The sequence below is a fragment of the Pectinatus haikarae genome, from assembly GCF_050916305.1.
Taxonomy (GTDB): domain Bacteria; phylum Bacillota; class Negativicutes; order Selenomonadales; family Selenomonadaceae; genus Pectinatus; species Pectinatus haikarae.
The window spans coordinates 1,732,749-1,755,317 of record NZ_CP116940.1; the positions used below are offsets into that span (position 1 = coordinate 1,732,749).

General features: G+C 39.6%; 33 protein-coding genes. 31 read left to right on the plus strand and 2 right to left on the minus strand.

Annotated elements, in window-relative coordinates; genetic code table 11:
• The first annotated feature begins 1 nt into the window (after window position 1).
• From NXG61_RS08510 to NXG61_RS08565, 12 genes are read left to right on the plus strand one after another with little or no spacing between them, the layout of a single operon-like run.
• On the plus strand, window positions 2–520 hold the full coding sequence (locus NXG61_RS08510; RefSeq protein WP_307222354.1) for a structural cement protein Gp24: 519 nt from the start codon (window positions 2–4) through the stop codon (window positions 518–520).
• Between the two features lie 14 nt (window positions 521–534).
• Entirely contained in the window at window positions 535–1,557 is a 1,023-nt protein-coding gene (locus tag NXG61_RS08515) for a DUF2184 domain-containing protein (RefSeq protein ID WP_307222352.1), read from the plus strand.
• A gap of 11 nt (window positions 1,558–1,568) precedes the next feature.
• Window positions 1,569–1,814, plus strand: coding sequence for a 2-nitropropane dioxygenase (locus tag NXG61_RS08520; RefSeq protein WP_307222350.1), 246 nt, complete (start codon window positions 1,569–1,571; stop codon window positions 1,812–1,814).
• Complete coding sequence (locus tag NXG61_RS08525) at window positions 1,811–2,311, plus strand: DUF4054 domain-containing protein (RefSeq protein ID WP_307222348.1); 501 nt, start codon at window positions 1,811–1,813, stop codon at window positions 2,309–2,311. Before NXG61_RS08520 ends, NXG61_RS08525 begins: the two co-directional genes overlap by 4 nt.
• Entirely contained in the window at window positions 2,305–2,886 is a 582-nt protein-coding gene (locus NXG61_RS08530; RefSeq protein ID WP_307222347.1) for a hypothetical protein, read from the plus strand. Before NXG61_RS08525 ends, NXG61_RS08530 begins: the two co-directional genes overlap by 7 nt.
• Window positions 2,883–3,242 carry a hypothetical protein gene (locus tag NXG61_RS08535; RefSeq protein WP_307222345.1) on the plus strand — a complete coding sequence of 120 codons (360 nt, stop codon included), beginning with the start codon at window positions 2,883–2,885 and terminating at the stop codon, window positions 3,240–3,242. The genes NXG61_RS08530 and NXG61_RS08535 overlap by 4 nt, the downstream gene beginning before the upstream one ends.
• On the plus strand, window positions 3,239–3,769 hold the full coding sequence (locus NXG61_RS08540) for a phage neck terminator protein (RefSeq protein ID WP_307222344.1): 531 nt from the start codon (window positions 3,239–3,241) through the stop codon (window positions 3,767–3,769). Before NXG61_RS08535 ends, NXG61_RS08540 begins: the two co-directional genes overlap by 4 nt.
• Window positions 3,770–3,779: 10 nt before the next feature.
• Window positions 3,780–5,234, plus strand: a complete 1,455-nt coding sequence (locus tag NXG61_RS08545) for a DUF3383 family protein (protein WP_307222343.1) — start codon at window positions 3,780–3,782, stop codon at window positions 5,232–5,234.
• A gap of 13 nt (window positions 5,235–5,247) precedes the next feature.
• The gene (locus tag NXG61_RS08550; protein WP_307222341.1) at window positions 5,248–5,688 is read left to right on the plus strand and encodes a phage protein; all 441 of its coding nucleotides are present in this window, start codon (window positions 5,248–5,250) and stop codon (window positions 5,686–5,688) included.
• A 12-nt stretch (window positions 5,689–5,700) separates the two neighbouring features.
• Window positions 5,701–6,162 (plus strand): phage tail assembly chaperone, encoded by a 462-nt coding sequence (locus NXG61_RS08555; RefSeq protein WP_307222340.1) that lies wholly within the window; start codon window positions 5,701–5,703, stop codon window positions 6,160–6,162.
• Between the two features lie 32 nt (window positions 6,163–6,194).
• Window positions 6,195–6,332 (plus strand): DUF6889 family protein, encoded by a 138-nt coding sequence (locus tag NXG61_RS08560; protein WP_432748997.1) that lies wholly within the window; start codon window positions 6,195–6,197, stop codon window positions 6,330–6,332.
• On the plus strand, window positions 6,333–9,143 hold the full coding sequence (locus NXG61_RS08565) for a phage tail tip lysozyme (protein WP_307222337.1): 2,811 nt from the start codon (window positions 6,333–6,335) through the stop codon (window positions 9,141–9,143).
• Window positions 9,144–9,185: 42 nt separating this feature from the next.
• Here the strand turns inward: NXG61_RS08565 and NXG61_RS08570 are convergent, their stop codons facing one another.
• Window positions 9,186–9,434, minus strand: coding sequence for a TM2 domain-containing protein (locus NXG61_RS08570; RefSeq protein WP_307222335.1), 249 nt, complete (start codon window positions 9,432–9,434; stop codon window positions 9,186–9,188).
• Window positions 9,435–9,505: 71 nt separating this feature from the next.
• Between NXG61_RS08570 and NXG61_RS08575 the strand changes: the two genes are divergently transcribed.
• Genes NXG61_RS08575 through NXG61_RS08610 form a run of 8 tightly spaced genes read left to right on the plus strand, consistent with a single transcriptional unit; the run spans window position 9,506 to window position 15,526 of the window.
• Window positions 9,506–10,288 (plus strand): phage baseplate protein, encoded by a 783-nt coding sequence (locus NXG61_RS08575; protein ID WP_307222333.1) that lies wholly within the window; start codon window positions 9,506–9,508, stop codon window positions 10,286–10,288.
• Entirely contained in the window at window positions 10,269–10,619 is a 351-nt protein-coding gene (locus tag NXG61_RS08580) for a phage baseplate plug family protein (RefSeq protein WP_432748907.1), read from the plus strand. Before NXG61_RS08575 ends, NXG61_RS08580 begins: the two co-directional genes overlap by 20 nt.
• Window positions 10,612–11,637: a baseplate hub protein gene (locus NXG61_RS08585; RefSeq protein ID WP_307222330.1), complete on the plus strand. Its 1,026-nt coding sequence runs from the start codon at window positions 10,612–10,614 to the stop codon at window positions 11,635–11,637. Before NXG61_RS08580 ends, NXG61_RS08585 begins: the two co-directional genes overlap by 8 nt.
• A gap of 4 nt (window positions 11,638–11,641) precedes the next feature.
• Window positions 11,642–12,271: a Gp138 family membrane-puncturing spike protein gene (locus NXG61_RS08590; RefSeq protein ID WP_307222328.1), complete on the plus strand. Its 630-nt coding sequence runs from the start codon at window positions 11,642–11,644 to the stop codon at window positions 12,269–12,271.
• A complete protein-coding gene (locus tag NXG61_RS08595) occupies window positions 12,271–12,618 on the plus strand; it encodes a hypothetical protein (protein ID WP_307222327.1) in 348 nt (115 codons plus the stop codon). Before NXG61_RS08590 ends, NXG61_RS08595 begins: the two co-directional genes overlap by 1 nt.
• Entirely contained in the window at window positions 12,618–13,787 is a 1,170-nt protein-coding gene (locus NXG61_RS08600; protein WP_307222326.1) for a baseplate J/gp47 family protein, read from the plus strand. The genes NXG61_RS08595 and NXG61_RS08600 overlap by 1 nt, the downstream gene beginning before the upstream one ends.
• Window positions 13,787–14,434, plus strand: a complete 648-nt coding sequence (locus NXG61_RS08605; protein ID WP_307222324.1) for a DUF2612 domain-containing protein — start codon at window positions 13,787–13,789, stop codon at window positions 14,432–14,434. The genes NXG61_RS08600 and NXG61_RS08605 overlap by 1 nt, the downstream gene beginning before the upstream one ends.
• Window positions 14,435–14,446: 12 nt before the next feature.
• A complete protein-coding gene (locus NXG61_RS08610; protein ID WP_307222322.1) occupies window positions 14,447–15,526 on the plus strand; it encodes a glycine-rich domain-containing protein in 1,080 nt (359 codons plus the stop codon).
• A 6-nt stretch (window positions 15,527–15,532) separates the two neighbouring features.
• Here NXG61_RS08610 and NXG61_RS08615 read toward each other — a convergent pair whose 3' ends face one another.
• A complete protein-coding gene (locus NXG61_RS08615; protein WP_307222320.1) occupies window positions 15,533–17,062 on the minus strand; it encodes a radical SAM/SPASM domain-containing protein in 1,530 nt (509 codons plus the stop codon).
• Between the two features lie 76 nt (window positions 17,063–17,138).
• On the opposite strand from NXG61_RS08615, the gene NXG61_RS08620 reads away from it, so the two are divergent.
• From NXG61_RS08620 to NXG61_RS08670, 11 genes are all read left to right on the plus strand, one after another.
• A complete protein-coding gene (locus NXG61_RS08620; RefSeq protein ID WP_307222319.1) occupies window positions 17,139–17,498 on the plus strand; it encodes a hypothetical protein in 360 nt (119 codons plus the stop codon).
• Window positions 17,485–17,652, plus strand: coding sequence for a hypothetical protein (locus NXG61_RS08625; RefSeq protein ID WP_307222318.1), 168 nt, complete (start codon window positions 17,485–17,487; stop codon window positions 17,650–17,652). The genes NXG61_RS08620 and NXG61_RS08625 overlap by 14 nt, the downstream gene beginning before the upstream one ends.
• Before the next feature lie 12 nt (window positions 17,653–17,664).
• Window positions 17,665–17,838: a hypothetical protein gene (locus NXG61_RS08630; RefSeq protein ID WP_307222316.1), complete on the plus strand. Its 174-nt coding sequence runs from the start codon at window positions 17,665–17,667 to the stop codon at window positions 17,836–17,838.
• A gap of 44 nt (window positions 17,839–17,882) precedes the next feature.
• On the plus strand, window positions 17,883–18,143 hold the full coding sequence (locus NXG61_RS08635) for a hypothetical protein (protein WP_307222315.1): 261 nt from the start codon (window positions 17,883–17,885) through the stop codon (window positions 18,141–18,143).
• The gene (locus NXG61_RS08640) at window positions 18,115–18,315 is read left to right on the plus strand and encodes a hypothetical protein (RefSeq protein WP_307222314.1); all 201 of its coding nucleotides are present in this window, start codon (window positions 18,115–18,117) and stop codon (window positions 18,313–18,315) included. The genes NXG61_RS08635 and NXG61_RS08640 overlap by 29 nt, the downstream gene beginning before the upstream one ends.
• Window positions 18,312–18,896: a GH25 family lysozyme gene (locus NXG61_RS08645; RefSeq protein WP_307222312.1), complete on the plus strand. Its 585-nt coding sequence runs from the start codon at window positions 18,312–18,314 to the stop codon at window positions 18,894–18,896. Before NXG61_RS08640 ends, NXG61_RS08645 begins: the two co-directional genes overlap by 4 nt.
• Before the next feature lie 21 nt (window positions 18,897–18,917).
• Window positions 18,918–19,319, plus strand: a complete 402-nt coding sequence (locus tag NXG61_RS08650) for a hypothetical protein (protein WP_307222310.1) — start codon at window positions 18,918–18,920, stop codon at window positions 19,317–19,319.
• Between the two features lie 9 nt (window positions 19,320–19,328).
• Window positions 19,329–19,946: a hypothetical protein gene (locus NXG61_RS08655; RefSeq protein ID WP_307222308.1), complete on the plus strand. Its 618-nt coding sequence runs from the start codon at window positions 19,329–19,331 to the stop codon at window positions 19,944–19,946.
• A 575-nt stretch (window positions 19,947–20,521) separates the two neighbouring features.
• Window positions 20,522–21,394, plus strand: coding sequence for a ParA family protein (locus tag NXG61_RS08660; RefSeq protein ID WP_307222305.1), 873 nt, complete (start codon window positions 20,522–20,524; stop codon window positions 21,392–21,394).
• The gene (locus NXG61_RS08665; RefSeq protein ID WP_307222303.1) at window positions 21,384–21,803 is read left to right on the plus strand and encodes a hypothetical protein; all 420 of its coding nucleotides are present in this window, start codon (window positions 21,384–21,386) and stop codon (window positions 21,801–21,803) included. Before NXG61_RS08660 ends, NXG61_RS08665 begins: the two co-directional genes overlap by 11 nt.
• Window positions 21,796–22,464 carry a hypothetical protein gene (locus NXG61_RS08670; RefSeq protein WP_307222302.1) on the plus strand — a complete coding sequence of 223 codons (669 nt, stop codon included), beginning with the start codon at window positions 21,796–21,798 and terminating at the stop codon, window positions 22,462–22,464. Before NXG61_RS08665 ends, NXG61_RS08670 begins: the two co-directional genes overlap by 8 nt.
• The last annotated feature ends 105 nt before the right edge of the window (window positions 22,465–22,569 follow it).

Here is a 22,569-nt window from a genome sequence, read left to right on the forward strand (position 1 = left end):
TATGCCAGGTAGTGTTATTGGAATTAATATGACTTACGGATACCCGGGACAGTCGTCAAGACAAGGAGACGAGGTTTCGCGTACTCGTCCGGTTTCAACTGCATCTGCGAATATAAACTTTGGCGCGCCTGTCGTACAGAACTCAGACGGTAGTGTGCAGGCATGGGCGGCGACAAATGTAGCTGCTGATTTTTCCGGTATTGCTATGCGTAAAGTCAAAGCCGCAAAGATATATCCTACGCAAAATTTTGGCTATTATGTGGCTGGTGAACCATGTGATGTGCAGCAGCGCGGCGGTATTTCCGCACAGTGCGCATGGGGAACTCCTGCAGTGGGCAGCACTGTATATGTGCGAATTGCCGTAGTAGCTGGTACGAGTCCCACAGGGGCTGCAATTGGTGACTTGGGAGCATCGAATGAAACTGAAAACTGCATTGCTCTCACCGGTGTGAAATGGTCAAGCACCAAAGATGCAAGAAATGTGGCTGAACTTACAATGATTGCGCGTCAGGGCGTATAAGGAGGAATTAAATAATGCCAGGGATAAGAAAAACATACAATTTACCTATTGCGCCCTCACGCGGTGCGATGAAGGGACTTACTTTAGATGCAAGCGCGGTATCAAGCGGACTGGCTTTTCTGCAGAGTGAGCTGGAAAAACTCGATCCACTTTTGCGCGAACCGCTCACAAATACGACTTATCCGCGGGATATCAATATCGAAAGTGGTGGCGGATGGGTCGAAGCTACTTCTGCTTTTAATGTCGAGTACTCTGTTACAGGCGGACAGGCTGATGGTGTCGGTGGTGTGCAGAATGCGATCAGACGCATTCAGGCAGATTTATCGAAGGACCTTTATAAGGTACTGCCTTATGAAGTAGCAATGAGTATTAAAATTCAGGATCAGCTTCGCGGCGCTGTTACAGGACGCAGCATTGAACAGATTTATGACGATGGCATACGGCTTGACTATGACAAGTATATGGACATCAATACTTATCTTGGTCAGTCTGCGTATGGAACAACCGGACTGCTTAATGATACGAATATTACAGCAGCCTCCGTTGCTGCCGGCGCGTCCACTAAAACAACGTGGAAGGACAAAACTACAATCGAAATATTGAATGATGTTGATGATGCGATTGTCGCAGGATGGGCAGCTGCTCAGTATGATAATTCCGCAATCCCGAACCACATTCTTATTGATCCGACAAATTTTGCTTATATCAACAGAACGATGGTCTCAGTAAATGGTTATCCGGCGCCCATAAGCATTTTAAAATATTTACTTGAAAACAATATTGCTAAAGCAAAGGGAGTTGACCTATTTATTGGCGAATGCAGATTCTGCACCGGCGCTGGTACCGGCAGTACAAATCGGATGGTCTGCTATGTGAATCAGAAGCGTTTTGTCGGCATGGACGTTCCTGTGCCGCTTTCTCGTGTTATGACTCAGCCGAATGTGGGTACCGGGTCATATGACAGCCTGTATATGTCAAATATTGGACAGGTCAAAGTTCATTATTACGAGCCGTTTATTTATCGTGATGGTATTTAGGGAGGAAATCAATGAGTATAAAACTAATTGCAAAGAAAAAACTTGCTTTTCATAATCCGAATAATCGCGAGGAAGCATATAGCCCGGAAATTCTTGCTTTTGAGAATGCACCTGATTGGATCGCCGATGATCCGCTCTTTGGCTGGGCTAAAACAGATGGAAGCATTGAGGTATCTGAAGATATCTCTGTTACTGCCGATAAAGCTGCACAGGAAGCCGCCGATAAAGCTGCCTCTGATACAGGTAAAAAGAAATGAACGGCCATGCGGACATGGATATCTACGGCATAATCGCAACGGCAAGTAATATCCGTACCGGCGGTAATCCGACATATACTGCCGATGGTTTTCTTGGACAATATCCGCAGTTTTCGGTAAAACAAGCAGACGGAATAACACCGGTGGTTTCTACTGTTGTCCTGCAAGCATATATAAATTTAGCCCAGGCATCTATCCACTATAATCGATATCATGATTTATGGAATATATGCATGGGTTTATTTATTGCACATTGGCTGACTCTTTATTTACAGACGGCAGCAAGCGCGAGTGATAGTCTTAAAAAGATTATTAATAATGGCCTGGCAAAAGGGCTGCAGACATCAAAAAGTGCCGGTGATTTGTCAGTCAGCTATGATTTCAGCATTGTTGCTGGTGATTTTGACGGCTGGGGGACATATAAGCAGACGGGATTCGGCCAGCAATTCATCACTCTGGCCAAAACGGTCTCAATGGGGGGCATGGTCGTATGGTAAAAGGTACCGTATCTCTGCAGCAAAATGGGAGCACTGGATCTATACGCAAACTGATTGAAAATCTTTCAAAAAAAAAGGTTCTTGTTGGCATTCCGCAGGAAAATGCTGGGCGGCCAGACGGCGATACGATAAATAACGCAGAGCTTCTATATGTGCAATCACACGGTGTCAGGTCCGAAGAAATGCGTCAGGAAATGACAGAGAATACCGATAAAGGCATGAAATATAGTAAGGCTCACAGCTTATATATAAAAGAGCATGGCAGCCCTATGCTTAATATTCCGCCGCGTCCTGTTCTAGAACCGGCAATTGAATCACAGAAAGATATTATCGGCAAACAACTTGCTGCCGCCAGTACAGCAGCGATTGAAAAAAATCCGCAGGCCATGGAAGAGGCGTTGAATAAGGCGGGCATGCTTGCGGAATCAGCTGCAAAAGGTTGGTTTGATAATCCGGAAAACGGCTGGCCGCCGAATGCTGAAAGTACCATCAAGAAAAAAGGGTCTGATCATCCTCTGATCGATACCGGTGAAATGCGCAAGTCAATAACTTATGTTGTGAGGGATAAAGAATGATTGATGTATCCGAGCTTATTCACGATCCCGATTTTTGCATGAATTTTTCTGTTGTAAAAAAAGCCGCGCCGGTATGGGTACAGGGAGAACAGACCGCTACAGAGACCAATACCATCGTCGAGGGTATTGTCCTGCCATCCTCCAGCAAGGATATTGATATGCTGCCCGAAGCTGATCATGCACATGGGCTTAAAACATTTTTTACAGATGAATGCAGTCTTGATGTGACAGATACCGAGAAGACGTCTGACACATGTATTTATAAGGGAAAAAAATATAAGCTGCTATATGCCTTTGACTATGCTGAAAACGGGTATTATAAGGCAATCGGCACACTGCTGGGGGATACAGAATGAATTATAATGATCTGCAAAAAGTATTCTGGCAAGTGGCTGCGGATTCGACGTCATCGCTCATTGCAAATCCGGATAAATTTATTCGCTGGAAATATCCCGTAGATGGGCAGCCTGACTGGAAGATAACGGATAATATTATTTTCCTTAATACTTCCGAGCAAAATGATGATTACGGGAAACAGATAAACAGCGAATTTAAAACGGAAAATAGTACTGTCATGCGGTATATGGCAAGAACACGGGTATGGCAAGTTTTGTTCACAGTCTACGGACCAAATTCTTACGATATAGCAAACAGCATAAAGAACGGAGTTTTTACGCAAAAGATTCACGATAATCTCAGTAAAAATTCCGTTTTTTTAGTGCCAAATTTACCGGTTTGCGTTCAGTCAAATGAAATGTTTGCAGGGCAATGGTGGCAGCGTTGGGATTTAGCTTTAACTTTTAATGAACTTTATGAACTGCAGCCTGATGATGTTGGGCATATTGAATCAATAACATTATCGCTGCAGGCAAATAGAAGATAGGAGGATTGACATGGCATTAAAATCATCTCTGCCGTTAGATCCGGTTGTTAATATAATTGTCAATTTATCGACCGTATCGGCAACACGCAGAAAATTTAATCTTGCTCTTTTAATAGGCGATGTTGGCAGTATAGCTGATTTTGAAAATAAACGCATTGTTACTTATGACAGCGTAGATTCGATGTTGCAGGCGGGATTTAAATCATCCGACAGATTATATAAGGCTGCTGCATTGATTTTCGGGCAGGCAAAAATACCGCCGCTTGTTGCTATCGGAAAAATAAGCACGACTGCAGTGGCAGGAAGTAATACCTATACAATAACTACTAATGGTGCAGCAGATACCGATACGGTATCGTTTAATGGTAGTACGCTGACTGCCGGTACAGATTATGAGGTCGGAGCGGATTCTACGGTTACAGCGGCAGCAATTGCCGCTGCATTCAACGGCAAAACAGTATTCAGCTCTATTTATATGGCAACAGCTGCTGCAGCCGTGATTACCATCACGGAAAAAACAGCCGCCGGTGGGCATACTCCCGGGACAATGACATGTACAGGGACAATCGTCATTGAAGATGGAACCGCAATCAGCAGCGGAACGCGGGCTGAAACACCAGTTGAAACAATTGAAGCCTGCAGACAGGCCGATGCTGAATGGTATATAGCAAACTATTGTGCAGCTATTACCAATCAAGAAATTTTAGATGTAGTGGAATATATTGAAGCAACAAAGCCAACATCAGTATTTGCTTTTACCACATCAGACGCTGGATCCCTGATTGGTGAAACTGACATATTCAGCCAATTAAAAACTAAAGCATATAGGCGGGTTATTGGCCAATACAGTACGACTCACCAAGATGCCATTTGTGCGATTGTTGGTTGGGCCATGGGAGCCATGAGTGCTGATACGATTAACAGCTCATTCACACTTGCCTACAAGTCAGAAGTCGGTGTTGACGCTGAAAATGCCGATCAGGTATTTACTACGAATATGGTAAATACTATCAAGGGTAACTACGGAAATGTCTATATTAATCGCGGTACCTATTACAATGTCTTTGAAGAAGGGCGCGTATCGGATGGTTCTTGGTTTGATGAAATAATATATTTGGACAAATATCAAAATGATATGCAGCTCGGCATCATGGATTTATTTGTAAATAATAACAAAATTGCCCAGACAGAAGCGGGCATGACACAAATTAAAAATGCTGTGAAAGTCGTTTGTGAGGATGCTTATAAAGTAGGATTTATTGCATCGGGGACATGGCTGGGATCGTCATTGCTGAATCTTAATTACGGCGACACGCTGCCAAATGGTTATCTTATCCAGTCGGAAGCTATAGCTGATCAGTCGCAATCTGACAGGGACGAGCGTAATGCGCCGCCTATATATGTATCATTTAAGCTTGCAGGGGCAGTTCATCATGTCACTGTACAAGTTGATGTAAACAGATAAGGAGGAATGGAAATTGCCAAAATATAGCACATATTCCTTTACTGATATAAACGCTACTATTTCTCACCCCTCCTATGGGTCATACACCATTCAGGGGGAAGGTATAGGTGATTTAAGCATCAGTAAAGCAACAGACCGCTCGGTCCATGATGTTGCGGCGGATGGGAATATTATGGTAAGTAAAGTCGCCGGTAATAATGGCAGCGTTGCCATAAATGCGCAGCAGACTTCAACCCTGCATAATTGGCTGCAAGGTTTGTTTAACTATGTATGGAGTGCAGACACCAGCGAATGGGCCGAAATAAGTTTGACTGTAACGGCACCGAAAATGAGCAAAACATTTTATTGCACCGGTGGCTCTTTTGTCAAAGAACCGGATGAACCTTTCCAGTCACAGGGTCAGCGCGTAAATTGGAGTATTTTGTTTACGGATATTCAAAGATTGCCGGTTTAATAGGAGGGTATTATGGGACGCGAAAAATCTAAGGTTATTGAAATCATGGATCGCAAGTTTGAAATTAAGAAGTTCGACGCTTTCACAGGTGGTTATATTATATTCCAGCTGTTTGAAAAGTTTTTACCAATGGGGATAGAAAACAAAATCCCTACCCAAAAAGGTAAAAATTTATCGGATATATTGCCTCAAAGTCGTACGGTTATGACTAAGGCGGAATTTAAAGTTTTTATGCAGGATTGTTTATCTGCGGCCGGTGAAGTGTTGCCAGCACGTACTGCGCCTATTATAAATGCTGATAATGGGAGTTGGGGTGTTGAGAATATTCAAGATAATACAATGCTGGCAATTTTGCTTTGTATTAATGTACTGACATATAACATGTCCGATTTTTTCGTCGCAGATGGCTTGAAGGAATTGAAGAAGGCGCTTTCAAGCCTGCCGGGTATCTTCCCTGTGAATATCAAAATCTAAACGGCTGGATATATGCGCCGGTTACCGCAGGGATTTGGAAACAGCATGAACTGTGGGATGGTACGTATACTTTCAAGGATTTGCTTGACGCGCATGAAATGATGATGGTTAAGGCAGAAAATCAGCGCCGCGAGGAAGAATATCAGGCGTCATTAAGGGAGCGTGATTAAATGATAGGTGAATTAATAAAAGAATATCTTGTCGGACTTGGTGTTCAGATTGATAAGCCTGGATTTAATCAGCTTGACAGCACGATAAAAACGACAAGCGGTACGATTGAATCTGCAACCGGATCATGGGCGGCGAATTTTGTTAAAGCATCCACGATAATCGGTACTGCAGTTGCAAGTGTTACCACGGCAGTTGCAGGAATGATGAAGGCTGCTGCCGATCAGGATTTGGCGATGGAAAAACTGAGCCGGCGAATGATGGTCAGCAAAGACGCTGCATGGGAAATGAAAAAAGCCACTGATGCACTTGGTGAATCCGTGAGTGATATTGTTATTACGCCGGAGTTGATGAATCGTTATAAGCAACTTGTTGCTGATGGACGACAGATGAAACCGGGCGGTGATTTTCAGCAGACAATGAAAAGCTTTCGGGATTTGATGTTTGAATTTACAAGATTGAAGCAGGAAGTGTCTTATGTGATGACCTGGGTAGGATACTATCTGATGAAATATCTTAATCGTCCGTTGCAGGAGGCAAAGGAGAATTTCAAATCCTTTAATGACAGCTTTATTCGTAACATGTCTGTCTGGACAGAAAAGGCTGCCCGGTACCTGGTGTATATAATCAATATAGGAATCCATTTCTGGGATCTTATAAAAGGTGTAACAAAATCAGTGTATGGTTTATGGGAATCCTTCCCGCGGGGTATAAAGATAGCTACCGCCGCGCTGGCAGGATTCTTTTTATTATTAAGGGCGTCTCCTTTTGGACGAATGATAGCGTTGGTAAGCACCTTATTGCTGCTTATTGATGACTATTTCGGCTATATGGAAGGCAAACAGGCAGAGTTTGGCAAGTATTGGGATAAGCTGAATACTTTTATCGATATAGCCAAACAAAAAATTACGGCTTTCGCCAATGCGGCAGAACCGTTCTGGGAAGAATTTATCAACTATGTAATTCTAGCAAAAAATAAAATCGAAGAATTTGGAAACTATCTTGGTAATCTTATCAATGAAGTTGGTAATTCAAAAGAATTTAACGATTTTATTAATACCGTAAAACGTCTGGGTAAAGCACTATGGGATTTAGGTAGTGGTATTATAGATGCTGTTGCATCGGCATTAAAATCTCTCTATGACTCTATGAAAGACAGTGGTGCAGGAGCAGAATTTGAAGGTTTTTTATCACGCCTTTGGGATATATTTCTTGGACTTATTAATGTAATCAGCTATTGTCTTGAAGTATTAGGGGAATGGCTGCGGGAAGCTGCGCGCTCGGAGACTGTAAAAGAACTGATTGAAGCAATCAGCGATTTAGCTGCTGCATTTCTTGAGCTTTTTAATGCAATTATAGATCTTGTCAAAATTGCCCTAAGTTCATTTTTCAAAGGAATGGATAAAACGCAGCATGTTTACTCGTTCCGCGATGCACTGCGGGAAGTTGTTAAATTTATATCTGCGATGATTCGCGGTATAGCAACGCTGATACACTGGCTTTCACAGCTGTTAAAAATGATGATGGATAATCGTCTTTTTAGGGAATTTTGGGAAGGCATAGGTAAAGCTGTAAAATTCTTCACTGATATCGTTTTTGGTGCATTAAAAGCAGTTGGTAAATTAGGCCAAGCACTTATATCTTTGGTTAGTGGAGACTATAAAAGAGCTGCGAAACTTGCGGGTCAGGCTCTTAATGGGGATTCCGGTGGCTCTGAGTCCGGCAATGGTGATACCGATCATAATGCAGAGGTAGTGTATCAGCGGTTTAAAAAAGCCGGATGGGATGATGAAGCAATAGCCGGTATAATGGGACGTGTGCAACAGGAACATAATTTTGATACAAGTGATGTGCCTGAGCAAGACATTGAAGGAGTTGGTCATGTTGGCGGTTATGGCATGTTTCAATGGAACGGTGGACGCAAAGAAGCCTTTCTCTCATGGGCTGCTAAGCATGGATTGAATCCGCAAGACCCAGGCGTGCAAGCTGATTATGCAATATTGGAAGCAAAAGAGCGTGGACAAGGTCCTGACGATATGTCTGGAATGTCAGCATCAGAATCAGCTAAATTCTGGACAGATAAATTTGAGGTGGGGAATCCCGGTGATGAACAAGCATATGCAGCAAATTGGTTAAATAAAATAAAGTCAGGGGCATTGTCTTCTACGGGTGATACCAATAACGACAATGATAGTTCTGATGATGGAGTTAACAAATTTGATTCTCCCGATATGAGTGCAACAGATTCCCTACTACTAGATAAATTTAATAATTTTGTAAATGAAATAATCAATAAAGGTTATGGAATAGATATTAAATATGGTAGTGGTAACTCAATAGGATTTAAGGTAATTGGCGATTACAAGGACGAGGATATTGGTTATATAGCAAATAAATACGGCATGAGAATTGCCTTTGACGAACATGGATCATATGTATCTGATAGTCCTACTTCGGAATATACGCCTGATGACGGGGACCAGAGTGAGAAAAGCACTTTGGAACAGTTTACCGCTGGCGTAAAACAGGGTGTACATGATGTTCTAGGAGCTATAGGCATAAGTACGCTAGTAAATAATGCTGATCCTCGTGTGCTGCGTAATATGACAGCTGGAGGGGCGCAAGCAAATTATGCAGGGACCAATACAGTCTATAATACTGTTAATGTAGGTGGTGTGACGGTAACAAGCAGTAATGCCAGTGCAGATGATATAGGGCAGGCAGTTGCTGATAAATCTTTAGATGCAGTGAATAATCGCGGGGAATACTTATATCGCTCAAGGGCTGTAACGGGTTCTCCCGAAATAGTGTAAAAAAAATAGAGTGGCATAATTCACCACTCTATTTTTATATTTTTAGCTTTTTCTTAGGGGATATCCAACATTATCAGAAAATTGACCTAGTAGTAATTGAATTAAATCAATTACTGTGCCAATAAAGAAAAAACCAAATGTAAAAAAGTATAAAAGACCACTAAAAATTTTTCCAACATAAATGCGGTGTATACCGGCTGCACCTAAAAACCCTACAAGACATAAAATAATAGCCGTTGTTTTTTTCTTATCCGATACATTTGTGACATAAACGGGGTCATTTACCGACATAAGCACTCGCTCCCTTCTCTATGTTGATTATATTTGACAAAATTTAAATAAATCCTTCTGGAGGTGAAACCGTGGGAGTAATAGGAAAAGGATTATCCGTTGACGGCATTAATTATTTTCAGGATATTCTATCGGGGGCAAAAAAACCTGGATGGATGGACTTTTCTCAGCAAATAGCAAAATTAACAGGGAATTATACTTTGTTAAACTTCGCTACTGGATATACAAATCTTACTAATTTTCTTTTTCGAATCCCTAAGTGGCCAATAGGAGGAATGTATTTCGATGGCATTATGCGTACCGAGCATTTAAGCCGTATACGTCCGACTCAATATCCGGTGCAAACAGGAGTTGTAATGACTGATCATGCTGTTATTGAACCCGCAGAGCTGACTATTGAAATTATGATGACTGATGCTGCAACAGATAATTTTGTATCTACGGATCCAATTTTAGAAATGATTTATCAGGAATTGCAAACCATGAAAATGTATAGCAATATTTTGACATGTAAGCCTGATTCGGTAACCACTTTTGGCAATGGGCGCGCGGCACGAACCTGGTTATCGTTAAAGGCCATGCAACAGTCACGCGTACCAATCGTCGTTGAAACGCGTCTGCAAACATATAATAATATGCTGATTGAAGAATTATCGGCACCAGATGATTATAAAACACTTAATGCGTTGCGCTGCACAGTTAGGTTACGAGAAATTATTTTTACAGAAGTAGCCGAGACTAAAACTAGTGCACGAGCCGCTGCTACTTCTAATAGTTCAACTGGTCAAGCTCCAGCGCAAGTACAGGGAGTAAATACTACCGCGGCAAAGGCTATTGCAAATAAGATTGGGTGATAATATGTATTCAATAATTCCTTTACAGGCTGTTCCAAATCAGACATTTTCTTCTAAAATTCCTGTTGATAAACAAAATATTACACTTTCTTTTACGCTTAATTATAACGAATTAGCTAATTACTGGGTAGTCAGTATAACTGATTCTAATGGAACTATGCTAATAACGAGCCTGCCGATCATTCCTGCGCAGAATATCCTCGAACAATTTAAATATATGAATATCGGAAGCGCATATGTGGTGCCTAGGCAGACGATATCTGAAGAATGGCCAACAGAAAATACATTAGATTCGGACTGGTATTTAGTTTGGAGTGATACAGATGGATGATAGTACAACAACAGAGCGAAGGGGCAGATTATACGGTCGTAAATGGAAAATAACAATATATAAGCCAGCTTATACTAAAGACGAAAATGGCAATACCGTTCGTGATCAAGAACATGATACCGCAGTTGACGTTTCTATGCTTAAATGTATTTTCCAGACACAACAAGTATATGGTACAGCGGCAAGTCTTTGCACTCTTACCATTTATAACATGAATGCCAAATCTGAGGGAGATGTTATAAAAGAAGGTTTTCAAATCGCGATTGAAGGGGGATATCAGGAAGGGCAATACGGGGAGATTTTTACTGGTGATATTGTCCAGGTGATTCGTAATCGGGAAAGTGGCGTTGATTATAAGCTTGAAATAATCGCTATTAAAGGCATTTTGATGTTTGACACTAACCATGTTAGATCAACTATAGCGGCAGGCAGTACTCCGCGTGAGATAGTAAATGCAGTTGCCAAAAGCGCGGATAAAAAAATTACAGTCGGCAACATAAGTAATAATTTATCAAATCAAGCGCTTCCGCGCGGCAAAGTATTATTTGGGACACCCGGTAAATATTATCGTGATATCTGTAGGTTTAATGATGCAGCCTTCTGGGCGGGGGAGGATGATAAATTAATTATTAAGAAAGTCATCGATGAAATACCGTCCGATCAGGTTCTGGTACTAACGCCTATGACTGGACTTGTGGGTACTCCACAATATGGGGATGACGGTATTCACATAAAAATATTGCTTGATTGCCGTGTAAAATTGCAATCAATGATAAAAATAGATAACGAATTAATTCAGCGCCAGCTTTTAAACATTGACATATCGGGGAAAGGTAATAATAATCAACTTCCTCAACAATCTCAGTTCGATGTTGATGGGGAATATGAGGTCAAGTCAATAGTACACTCTGGTGATACTTGGGGTGATACGTGGACAACCGAGGTTGTGGGTGTAGGGCGCAACGGGACAATGGGACTGCCAATGCCTTATGATAATGATAAGCAAACAATGGAGTAAAGCTATGCTAAAAACAAGTGAACGCACACAAGATAAAATTGAATATCAAAAACGACTTCTGGACAGTGTAAGTATTGGTTTACGAGTTGCGGCTCCGGGCATAATACAGGCAGTAGATTATGGAAAGCAGACCTGTACTGTTCAATTGGCTATTCGCGAGCGGCTAAATTTTGATGGCAATCTGCAATGGACAGAAATACCGCTGTTGCCGGATGTACCATTTTTTGTGTATTCCGGAGGTGGATATTGTCTGACACTACCGATCACCGTGGGCGATGACTGCCTGGTTGTCTTTGGTGATAACTGTATGGATGCATGGTGGCAAAATGGCGGAGTGCAAAATCAAATAGAACGGCGTCGGCATGATCTATCCGATGGTTTCGCCCTTGTCGGATTTAAGAGCCAGCCCAATGTAGTAAGCGGTTTCTCTGGCAGCTCTGCGCAGCTCCGGAACGCTTCTGGCAGTGCGTGCATCGAAATATCGGGTGATACAATTAATATCTCCGCAGCTAACGTAAATGTGAACGGCAAGACTGTGATCAGTGGTGGAACTACAATTGATGGAAAAAACTTTCTGGGGCATATGCATAAAGATGTTCAGTCCGGCAGTAGTGATACGGGAGGTGTCAGTTAATGATCTACAGAGCGCTTGATGAAAATGGCGACTATGTATTAAATAACGGCAATGCTTTTTTTTCAGATGCGGACGCTGTCCGTCAGGCAGTAATTACCAGATTGCGGCAGCTCATATATGAATGGTGGGAGTCGCTTGAAGATGGCGTTCCCTTCTGGCAGAAAATCATTGCTCAAAGAGATAAGGCAGCCGCTGAAAAGATTATTCGAGAGCGCATAGAGCAGACTGATAAAGTGATGTCTGTAATATCTTATACACCGACATGGGATAATGAGAATCGCGCACTTACAATTAATGCAGAAATTCAAACGGAGTATGGCGCTATAACGATCGAGGAGGCGATGTAATGCCTTATACAGCACCGTATATCGATGATGCAGGGCTGCATATACCAACATATGCTGATATTAGAGATGATTTGATTGACACCTTTAAGGATATATATGGGCAAGATATCTATCTTGATAATGACAGCCAGGATTATCAAATGATATCGGCATTTGCTCTTAAAACTTATGATACTATACAGCTTTTGCAGATTATTTATAATAATTTTAGTCCAAAAACGGCTGTCGGCACGGGACTTGACAGCCTCGTAAAATTAAATGGTATTGCCCGCAAATCCGCAAGTTACAGTACATGCGTTGTCACGCTGACGGGGACTGCAGGGACGACGATTACCGCGGGAGTAGTTGAGGACTCAGCAGGTTATAAATGGGATCTGCCTGCAAATATTACTTTTACAGCTGAAACATTATCAACGACAGCTCAATGCGAGACGATCGGATCGATAGAAGCTGCGATCGGAGCAATCACTAAGATAAATACTCCGCAATATGGCTGGACCGCTGTAAATAATCTTGTACCTGCTGTCGTCGGTGATCCGATTGAAACTAATGAGGAATTGAAAGAGCGGCAGTCAATAAGCGTCGCAATTCCGTCACAAAATATGGTAAATAGTCTAATCGCAGGAATCGCAAGTATATCGGGAGTAAACAGATCTAAGGTGTATGATAATGACTCAAATACCACCGACAGTAACGGCATACCAGGGCACTCAGTTGCTGCGGTCGTTGAAGGAGGACTGGATGCAAATATTGGTGAACAGATTTATCTGCGTAAAGGTCCTGGTAGCGGGACATATGGCAATACTACGATAGTATACACAAATGATGACGGACTGCAAAATGATATTAGATTTTTCAGACCCACATACATTTCAGTTGATGCAAATATAACAATATACGCCAGCACTGGTTATTCATCAACAGTTTTGGATACAATAAAAAGTAATATTGAAAGCTATATTGAAAATCTTGATATTGGCTATGCCGTATCTATTACCGGAATTATAGCTGCAATTACAAAAGCAATCAGCAATACAGCTCGGCCCGAATTTTCCCTGGGCACGACGGAAATAGGGAAGACAGGCGGCGCAATGGGTACCGGTAATATAATTTTAAATTTTAATGAAGTTGCTGCCGTTGGTACAATCTCCGTATCGGAGGCGACGTAATGGCCTTAATTGATAATTATAAAGATCTTATTACAAGCCAACATCGGGGTAAACCTAAATATATAGCCACTTTAGGCGCACTTTTAAAGCACAGTGAGGATATTTGCTCCTGTGCTATTTATTTGAGCGATTATTTTGATTTAGATTTGGCAATGGGCAAGCAGGAAGACATTCTTGGCATAATTATCGGAGCAAATAGAACGCTCAATTTTCAGCCTAACAAAGGACTGTCACCTGTGCTTGATAATTTTGCTTATCGCAATTTGCTTAAAGCCAAGATTGCTCAAAATATGTGGAAAGGTGGCATCAATGATTTAAAAAAGTTATGGAATATATTGTTCGGATCCGGAATAATTATACAGGACAATCAAGATATGACGATTGATATTGTCACGATCGGCAGTAATTTTGATCAGATCACTAAAAATATGATTCAGCAGGGATTGATAATTCCAAAACCGTTATCTGTAGGAGTTAATTACTATTTTTCAGACGATGCGGTATTTGGCTACGACATGGAAACAGCAACGATCAAAGGATATGATGAAGCTAATTGGATGGATCCGGATCCAAAAGATTCATTTTCATACGATAAAAATGACGATGAAAATAAAATGCATGGCTACGATATCGGATATTGGACATAAGGAGATGATTTTATGGCTGAAACAAATTTTAAAATTTTCAATGAGGCAAATTCGGCTGACAAAACTTATAATGACAGTGAGTATGAAAATGCTACACAGCGCCAGAATGGGGTAATTCCAGGCATGGCCATATCGCGGATGCATAACAAGATGTATTTGCAATGGTCTAGCATGTGCAGGGCAATTGCTAATTTTATTGTTGATCAGGGACATGACTGTCTTGATAGTGATATTGATGGTATAACAAACGGGCTGGAAAGCGCGATACGAAATGTATTTTCCTTAAATACAGTACAGCGGTCTACAGCATACGCAGTTAGTGATATCAGATATTCACCTAATCTGCCATCATATGCATATCTCGAATGCACAACAGCCGGAACTACGGCAAGTACTGAACCTACTTGGACAGATATTGGTACGTCAGTTACAGACGGCACTGTTGCCTGGCTTATCCGCAACACGAGCAATTATATTGCAAATGGTCAGCAAATATATAGTACAGCAGGTACCTATACTTTTACTGCGCCTAAAAGTGCCTTGTATAAAGTTTTAGTTGTCGGTGCAGGTGGTGGCGGTGGCAGCTGTACATCGGCGGTTAATTCTGCTGGTGGTGGCGGCGGGGCAGGTGGCTACGCAAAGAAAAATATTTACTTGTCGAAAGGTGCGACCGTCACTGTTACGGTTGGCGCCGGAGGCAGTGGCGCTATTAATTCAGATGGTGGTAATGGCGGAACAAGCAGTTTTGGTACTTATTGTTCTGCTACTGGTGGCACTGGAGGCATACATGCGATTAGCGGTAGCCCTTTCGGCACTGGAGGCAGTGGTGGGGTAGGAACTAATGGAGATATAAATGGGATTGGCGGGATTGGTGATGCTCCACAACTATTAGCCCCATCTTCTACTAGTACAGGCGGAACTGGGGGCAATGGCGGAAATAGTATTTTATCTTATACTGCACTTAGTAATAACGGAACAGGTACTATAGGCACTCTTGGTGCAGGTGGTGGCGGTGGAGATTGCACAGGAATAACCGTAGCAAGTTATGCAGGTGGGGCAGGTGGTACAGGCGTTGTAATAATTGAGTGGTAAGTACTATTATTGTCTGTTCTTAACGTAAGAGCATGAAGCTTGTTTGCACAACGGATGAACTGTATTATTTGCGCAGCATTTTCTAATTTCTTGCAAAACAGGTGCATTCCATATTTCCATAAAACTATTATTTTTTATATTGCCAATTGGCGGTGTGACTTCGCTTAATAAACAGCAAATATGCACATCCCCATTCGTCTCAATAAATGCTGTTGTCCAAGGTAAATCGCAATATAATGCATCATTCCAAATTTCATTAGATTTATGAGAACTAGTAGTGACAACTTCTTCTTTTGATAATAAATGCTTAAATTCATCAACGGGCAGTGGGTACGGCATATCTTTTTCTCCGCTGATATTTGATAAAGATGTGCGTGCATTGTATATTAACTCAATACCTAATTGTTTCGCTGTAGATACTGCACTATTTAGCATTTCACGAGTTTTTAAAGGATAGTAATCAAGCATTTGTTGTGGATAATAAAAAGCCCAATTGTTTCTATTAACAGTTCGCATATCTTCATCAGGTCGATTAAATAACGGTTTAATATGGCATTTATCTGCACCTAAATTATGGGCTAATTTTACAAAATCAACGACTTCATTAATGTTTTCTCGCATTGCACACATATTTAAGCATATATTAAGTTTTTTATGATGAGAATGTTTTTGCGTTGTGAGATTTTTTATGTTTTGCGTTAATTTGCTAAAATCACGATCTCTTATTTTTCTATAAGTAATGCTTGTAGCAGCATCAGTACTTATATCTATATGAGTTAAGCTTGAATCAAGTAATTTACTAATATTTCTGTCTGAAAGTAATGTACCATTAGTAACAAATCTTACATCCTGCTCGGACGCATTTACTGATTTTATCAAATCAAGTAATGGAAATAATGACTTACTCATTAATGGTTCTCCCCACAGCTGCAATGCTATTAAATCAGCAGAAGCAATTATTGGTTTTACGTACTCACTATAAGACATATCAAAGTCAAAATCAGCAGTATTATTAGTTGTATCCCAATGATTATATGAACACATTACACAAGATAAATTACATTTCTTAGTCGACTCAAGAGTAACCTCTATTGGATATGAATTAACAACAGTATTTCTAAGCAAGTCGTTATATAGCAATATAGAATTTTTAGTTTTTAAGTCTAAATTATCAAGCGTTCCTGTTTTCCATTTTGATACCATAATCCCCAAATTACGAGTATCATGGGGAGCTTGATGTTTATAATCTACGGATATTGAAATATCTATTGAAGGATAATTAGATAATAAAGAAATAGGTATTCCTATATAATGCCAGCCTGGGCGTAATTTTATGGTATGTCTAAATTTACCATTATTGGTAGAAAAACTAATAGTTGATAAGATAGCACCTGGATAGCCAACTTCACTATATAACCATTCATTTTCAGATGGATTATCTATTACTATTTTTGCATCTGGGCTCATCCAATTAAAATTACGAATGCCATCATTTTCTTTGTCATAAAATCCATTTTTATATAATACATTTCCCATCTATATTCCCCCAATTATATTTTAATAAAACTGTATCATACTAATATTTATTTATCAACAGTAAGGAGTTGAAAACATGAGTAAATGGGCAAGAGTAGCAAATGAAGTAGTACAAGAAATAACAGACGTAAGTCCGGTAGGCAGATTTACTGCTGATATAGTCGCACAATTTATTGAGTGTGATGATACTGTACAGCAAGGATATACCTACGCAGACAGCAAATTTGCTGTGCCTACGGTAACATTAACCAAACAGCAAAAACTTGATGCTTTAGATACTGAATATAATCCGCAATTTGATCAGCTTGTAAATTCATTGGGTGTGGCTACTTTGGCAGATGATGAAGATGCACAGGCGAGCATAAAAGCTGATTATACGGTTTTAAAAACCGAATATACCACAAAAAGGACGGCGATAGAAGATGGCACTGACTAAAAGATGTTTTATTTGCGCGCACAAACAAAATGATGACGGAAGTTGTACAAATCCTGACTGCCCACGCTATATTGCACAGAGCACCACGACGGAATCAACGGCCGCAGCTACGACAGATACGGCTTCAAATGATTCAGCAGCAACAGCAAAGTAAGGCGGTGAAGCTGTGAGTGAAGATTCGATCAGGAAGCTTTTTGACAAAATCGACGATTTTGGTATCCGACTAGCCCGCATTGAGACAATACTTGATGAGCGGGATAAAGCTAAAAAAAGTTATACAGCTACAATCGCATGGTGCATCACTACTGCAATCGCAGTATATGCGGCGGTGCACAAATGAAGGAGGTGATCATAAAAATCTATCTGGGAAAGAGGTGATGCAAATTGAATGATAAAAAGCACATATGGGATTTCCTGAGCGCAGATGAGCAAAAGCTCTCGGCGCTTATTTTATGCCTGTTTGCGCTGGTGACAGTATCCGGTGTTGAGTGCTTCCGGACCGGGGACATCCCCGGAAATCTTAAAGACCTGACGGAAACCGTCATTTTGGCGGTGGCAGGTATGAATGTTGCTGGCCGCATCAGCATGGCCATGCAAAAGAAAGGGGTTATGAATAATGACAATCAAAATAGTGACGCAAAATGAGTATCTTGACGAAGGTACAAAAAGCAAAATAAAGGATATCTTTAATCAGTCTAACTGCCCGAACGAAAGCCTTATTGCTTCGCTGCCTGGTTTTGTCTGTATGCAGGGCAATACGCTGTATTTCTGCGATATAAGCGTGCCTTGCAAGCTTACGGAGGAAATTGAAATATGAAAATTATTGATTTATCTGCATGGCAGGAAAATGTAGACTGGCAAGCGATTGCCGATGCCGGCTTCGGCGGCGTCATCTTGAAAATAGGCGAACGCTCAAAGCTTGATGATATGTTTATAGACCATGTCAATAACGCGGTTGCCCATGGCCTGAAATACGGCGTGTATTATTACGGACATGCTGCTGATATTGATACCGCAAAAGCTGAAGCGGCGCAGGTGGACACATGGATAAAAACTTATCTGGACGGTAAAAATCCGGAATTGGGCATCTGGTACGATGCAGAGGATAACAGTATGCTGGTCGGGCCGCAAAACGTTGTATACCCAATCACGGCATTTATCACTGCGCTTAATGCCGTTGGCTATAATTATGTCGGCTTATACAGCTCATATAACTGGCTGACAAATGAGATTGACTTAACTTGTCTGCCGGATTATGTGCCTATCTGGAGCGCGCAATATGGATATCATGAAGACAGTTTTAAGGCAGAAAATCCCGACCGTGTGTCAAGAATATGGCAGTATACGGACCATTACAGCGACGATTTACCGTATGATGCAAGCATTTATTACGAATAATTTTGAAAGGAAGTTTTAAATATGGCAGATGAAAACACACAGACTCAGGAACAGACAGCAACCGTTGATCAGGCTGCAGCACAGGATACAGCAACACAGGCAGCAACCGAAACCGATGCAACGACGTTCACACCGGCGCAGGCTACGAGTGATGATACCGCGGCCATTAAAGCCGACATCGAAAAATTACAGGTTGCGGCCGATGATCTGACAGCCAAGGGTGCAGACCTATTTGCAGAAGAAATCAAAAATCTTGAGCAGAAGATTGAAAACGCTGAAAAAGAGCTGGCTGCCAAAGCCAAAGAAACGGTCACGGCAGCAGAGACAGACGTTACAAGCTGGTGGGATAAGCATAAGACTGATGTGTTTAATGCGGCCAAGATCGCAGCTCTCATTTACATTGCTGCTCGGCTGACAATGTGAGGTGAAAATATGGCTGTTATCGGTTTTATAAAAAATCATAAAAAGGTTATTGCTGGTGCGCTGATTCTTGTTTTGATAGGAGTCGGCGCATATCTTTTATATGAACATCTGCATCCTGCCCAGCCGGTGACGACCGAATCACAAGAGCAGGCTGAAACACAAGCAGGTGTAGAAACTGCTGCAGATAATGCACAGGTGCCTATATCGACAGGGCAGGCACAGGAGGCGGCGCAGCAGATAAAATATATCGTCACGTCCGGGCAGCAACCGCAATATGTCGTATACACGACAGCAGCGCAGGCACCGGCAGCCGAAAAAACTGCACAGGAAAAAGCCAGCGCCGATTTTGCAATCGTGACTGATCCGGCAAATCCTGCTGAAACGGTAGATACGTCAAAACTGCCCGCAGACACGCAAATAAGCCTGAACCAGTATAATGTTCAAGCTTACAAAAAAATTCTTCATACAGTCAGCTACGCACCGAAAGCAATAGACGATCCAAGTCCTAAAGAAATTGGCTATTCAGTTGCAAAAAAAATTACGAAGGATGGGAAATATCTCGGTGTTGGTGTAGATTATAATTTTGATAATAAAGCAACGATTGTTAAATTAGAATATACTTGGTAATAATTTTAAGGCCCCGGCGTTGGTGTGAAAAACCAGTGCCGGGGCTTTTTTAGGTTAGTATAATCAATTGTTGAAAGTGTTAATTTATTAATATAATATTGCTTTTTATATTATATTAGATGGACAACATATATTTTTTTTGATACAATATATATGTCGAAACATAATGTGATATTATGTCTATACGGGAGTAGCTACCTTTATACTGATGACGATAGGCTATATAATATGTAATAATCAAATCGTGTTGATGCTCAAGGGGGGATTTATTATGAAATTAACTATTACCAAATTTTTACTTTTAGAGTTTATCGTTGATATTTTACCATATGCTCCCGACCTCTAAGCTAAGCTTACTGATGAGCCTGTGGAATTCAGGCGAAAGGATATATTTATTTAATTAAGTTCTACATCTTGTAGGTGTAGAACTTTTTTTTATGCGGTTAGTTTAAAGGAGGATCATATAACCCAAATATGTTGTTACATTTATTAAATAAAGTATTATAATTATATTTCATAGGATTTTCATATTAAATATCGAATAACAATATTAATCTTTCATGGGGGGAATTAGTATGATAAGAAATGTTATTTCGTTTTTAAATATGAAAGGAGGCGTTGGGAAAACAACTCTATGTAAAGAGCTTGCTGTTTATTTTAGTGAAGTAGAAAATAAGGAAGTTTTAGTTATTGATATAGATCCACAATCAAATTGTACACAGTCATTATTTGAACGGTTTAATATTTTAGATATTGATAAAACTACAGGAGAACCCAAACTAATTGATTGTAAGATATCAAAAGAACTTCCTTCAATAGATAAATTGTTTTTAAAGGGTAAACATCATTTAACCTCCACAAGTATAGATAATGTAATAAAAAAATTATCAAATACACTATCTATTATTCCTGGAGATTTAGATACAGTGTTTATGGAACGTGAAACAGGTACAGGTGCTTCAGAGCAAAGATTATTCAATTTTATTGACAAAAATAATCTTAAAGATGAATATGATTATATTTTTATTGATTGTCCCCCTACATACTCTTTTTATACAGTAGCGGCTGTGTTAGCGTCAGACTTTTATTTTGTACCATTAAAACCTGATGCGTACTCTCTATTGGGATTAGATTTATTGGAGCGAGTTATAAATGATATGCAAGAAACTTATAGTGCCAATTTTCAAGTAAAAAAACTAGAAAATCTAGGCGTTATATTCACAATGGTTCACTCTGAATCAAAAACATATTATACGAACATGAGTGGAATTAAGAGTGTTTTTTCCAACTTGTATTTTTTTGATAGCTTGTTTTTTGATTATCCTAAAATGGCAATAACAAAGCTATCAAAATTTATTATTGATCGTCAAGATAAGAATTTGATAAATGAATTATCCGCGATAGGAAAAGAATTCATAGAAAGGATGAAAAAGTTGAATGGAGAATAATACACTTTTTTTTATTAACATAAAAACTTTAAAAAATACTAATCAGCCAGAAAAAATAAAATTTGAGTTATGCTCTATTATACCAACATTCTTTCTTTCTAAAGATTATTTTAAACACACAAAGGATATTCAACCTTTTTTAGATAAGTTAAATCTGTCTTTTAAAGATTATGTATTTAAAAATAGAATACTATTATTAGGAAAGTTTTTAAAGATAATATTAGGTTCTAGTGATGATCAAGTATTAGAGTATAAATCTACTATATGTGAAATAATATTCCAATATTATGAAGATTGTTCTGACACTGTATTAGCTGACAAAAATAAAAAAAGAAATATAACTTATAACAAAAATAATTATATGAAAGAATTGCTATTAAAATATTCAAGGAATAAACTTAATGGATGAAACTAATTTATATTTAGAATTTATAAAAAAAAATTTTCCGGAATCAGCTATTGCAAAAAATATTAATATCTATGATTTTTATAAAATAATACAAGAGGTAAATTTATCTATTTCTATATTAAGCAAATATGCTATTCAAAATGATAATGATTGTTGGGAGATATTTTTATCTAGATTTCAAGATGCTTTAAATAAACTTTTATTATATCTTCCATTAAATGATTCAACCGGAATAAATATATTATTTAGAATTATGGTCGAATCATTATTAAAATATCTATATTCTATAAGCATTGATAGTGATTTCAATAAAATAGATAAACTCGCTTATAGGGAACTAAAGGCTAAATTAAAACATACTAATATTGATTATCAGGTTTTGTACAGTATATATGCTAAATATTCAAATTCTATTCATGTTAAAAAAGAATATAATAATGATACTATTATTATATTACAAGATATAATATCATCTAAACAACCTAACATAGTTAAACTAATTAATGAAGTTTTGAAGCTTGTAAATATTTACAATGAACGTACGATTAAATTATCTAATATTAAAATAACAACATTTTCTATGGCTGAAGTAAAATCACTTAAACGATATTGTTCCCCAAGTTACTTAAAAAATTATTTTTATAAATACATGCTATCCTAAATTTGTTTATATATGTGCTTTAATAAAAAAGCTCTATCTATAATGTTTTCTCAGATTTTCAGTAATCAGCCTCAAACCTGGGGAGCAATCAGGGAGTAACAGTAA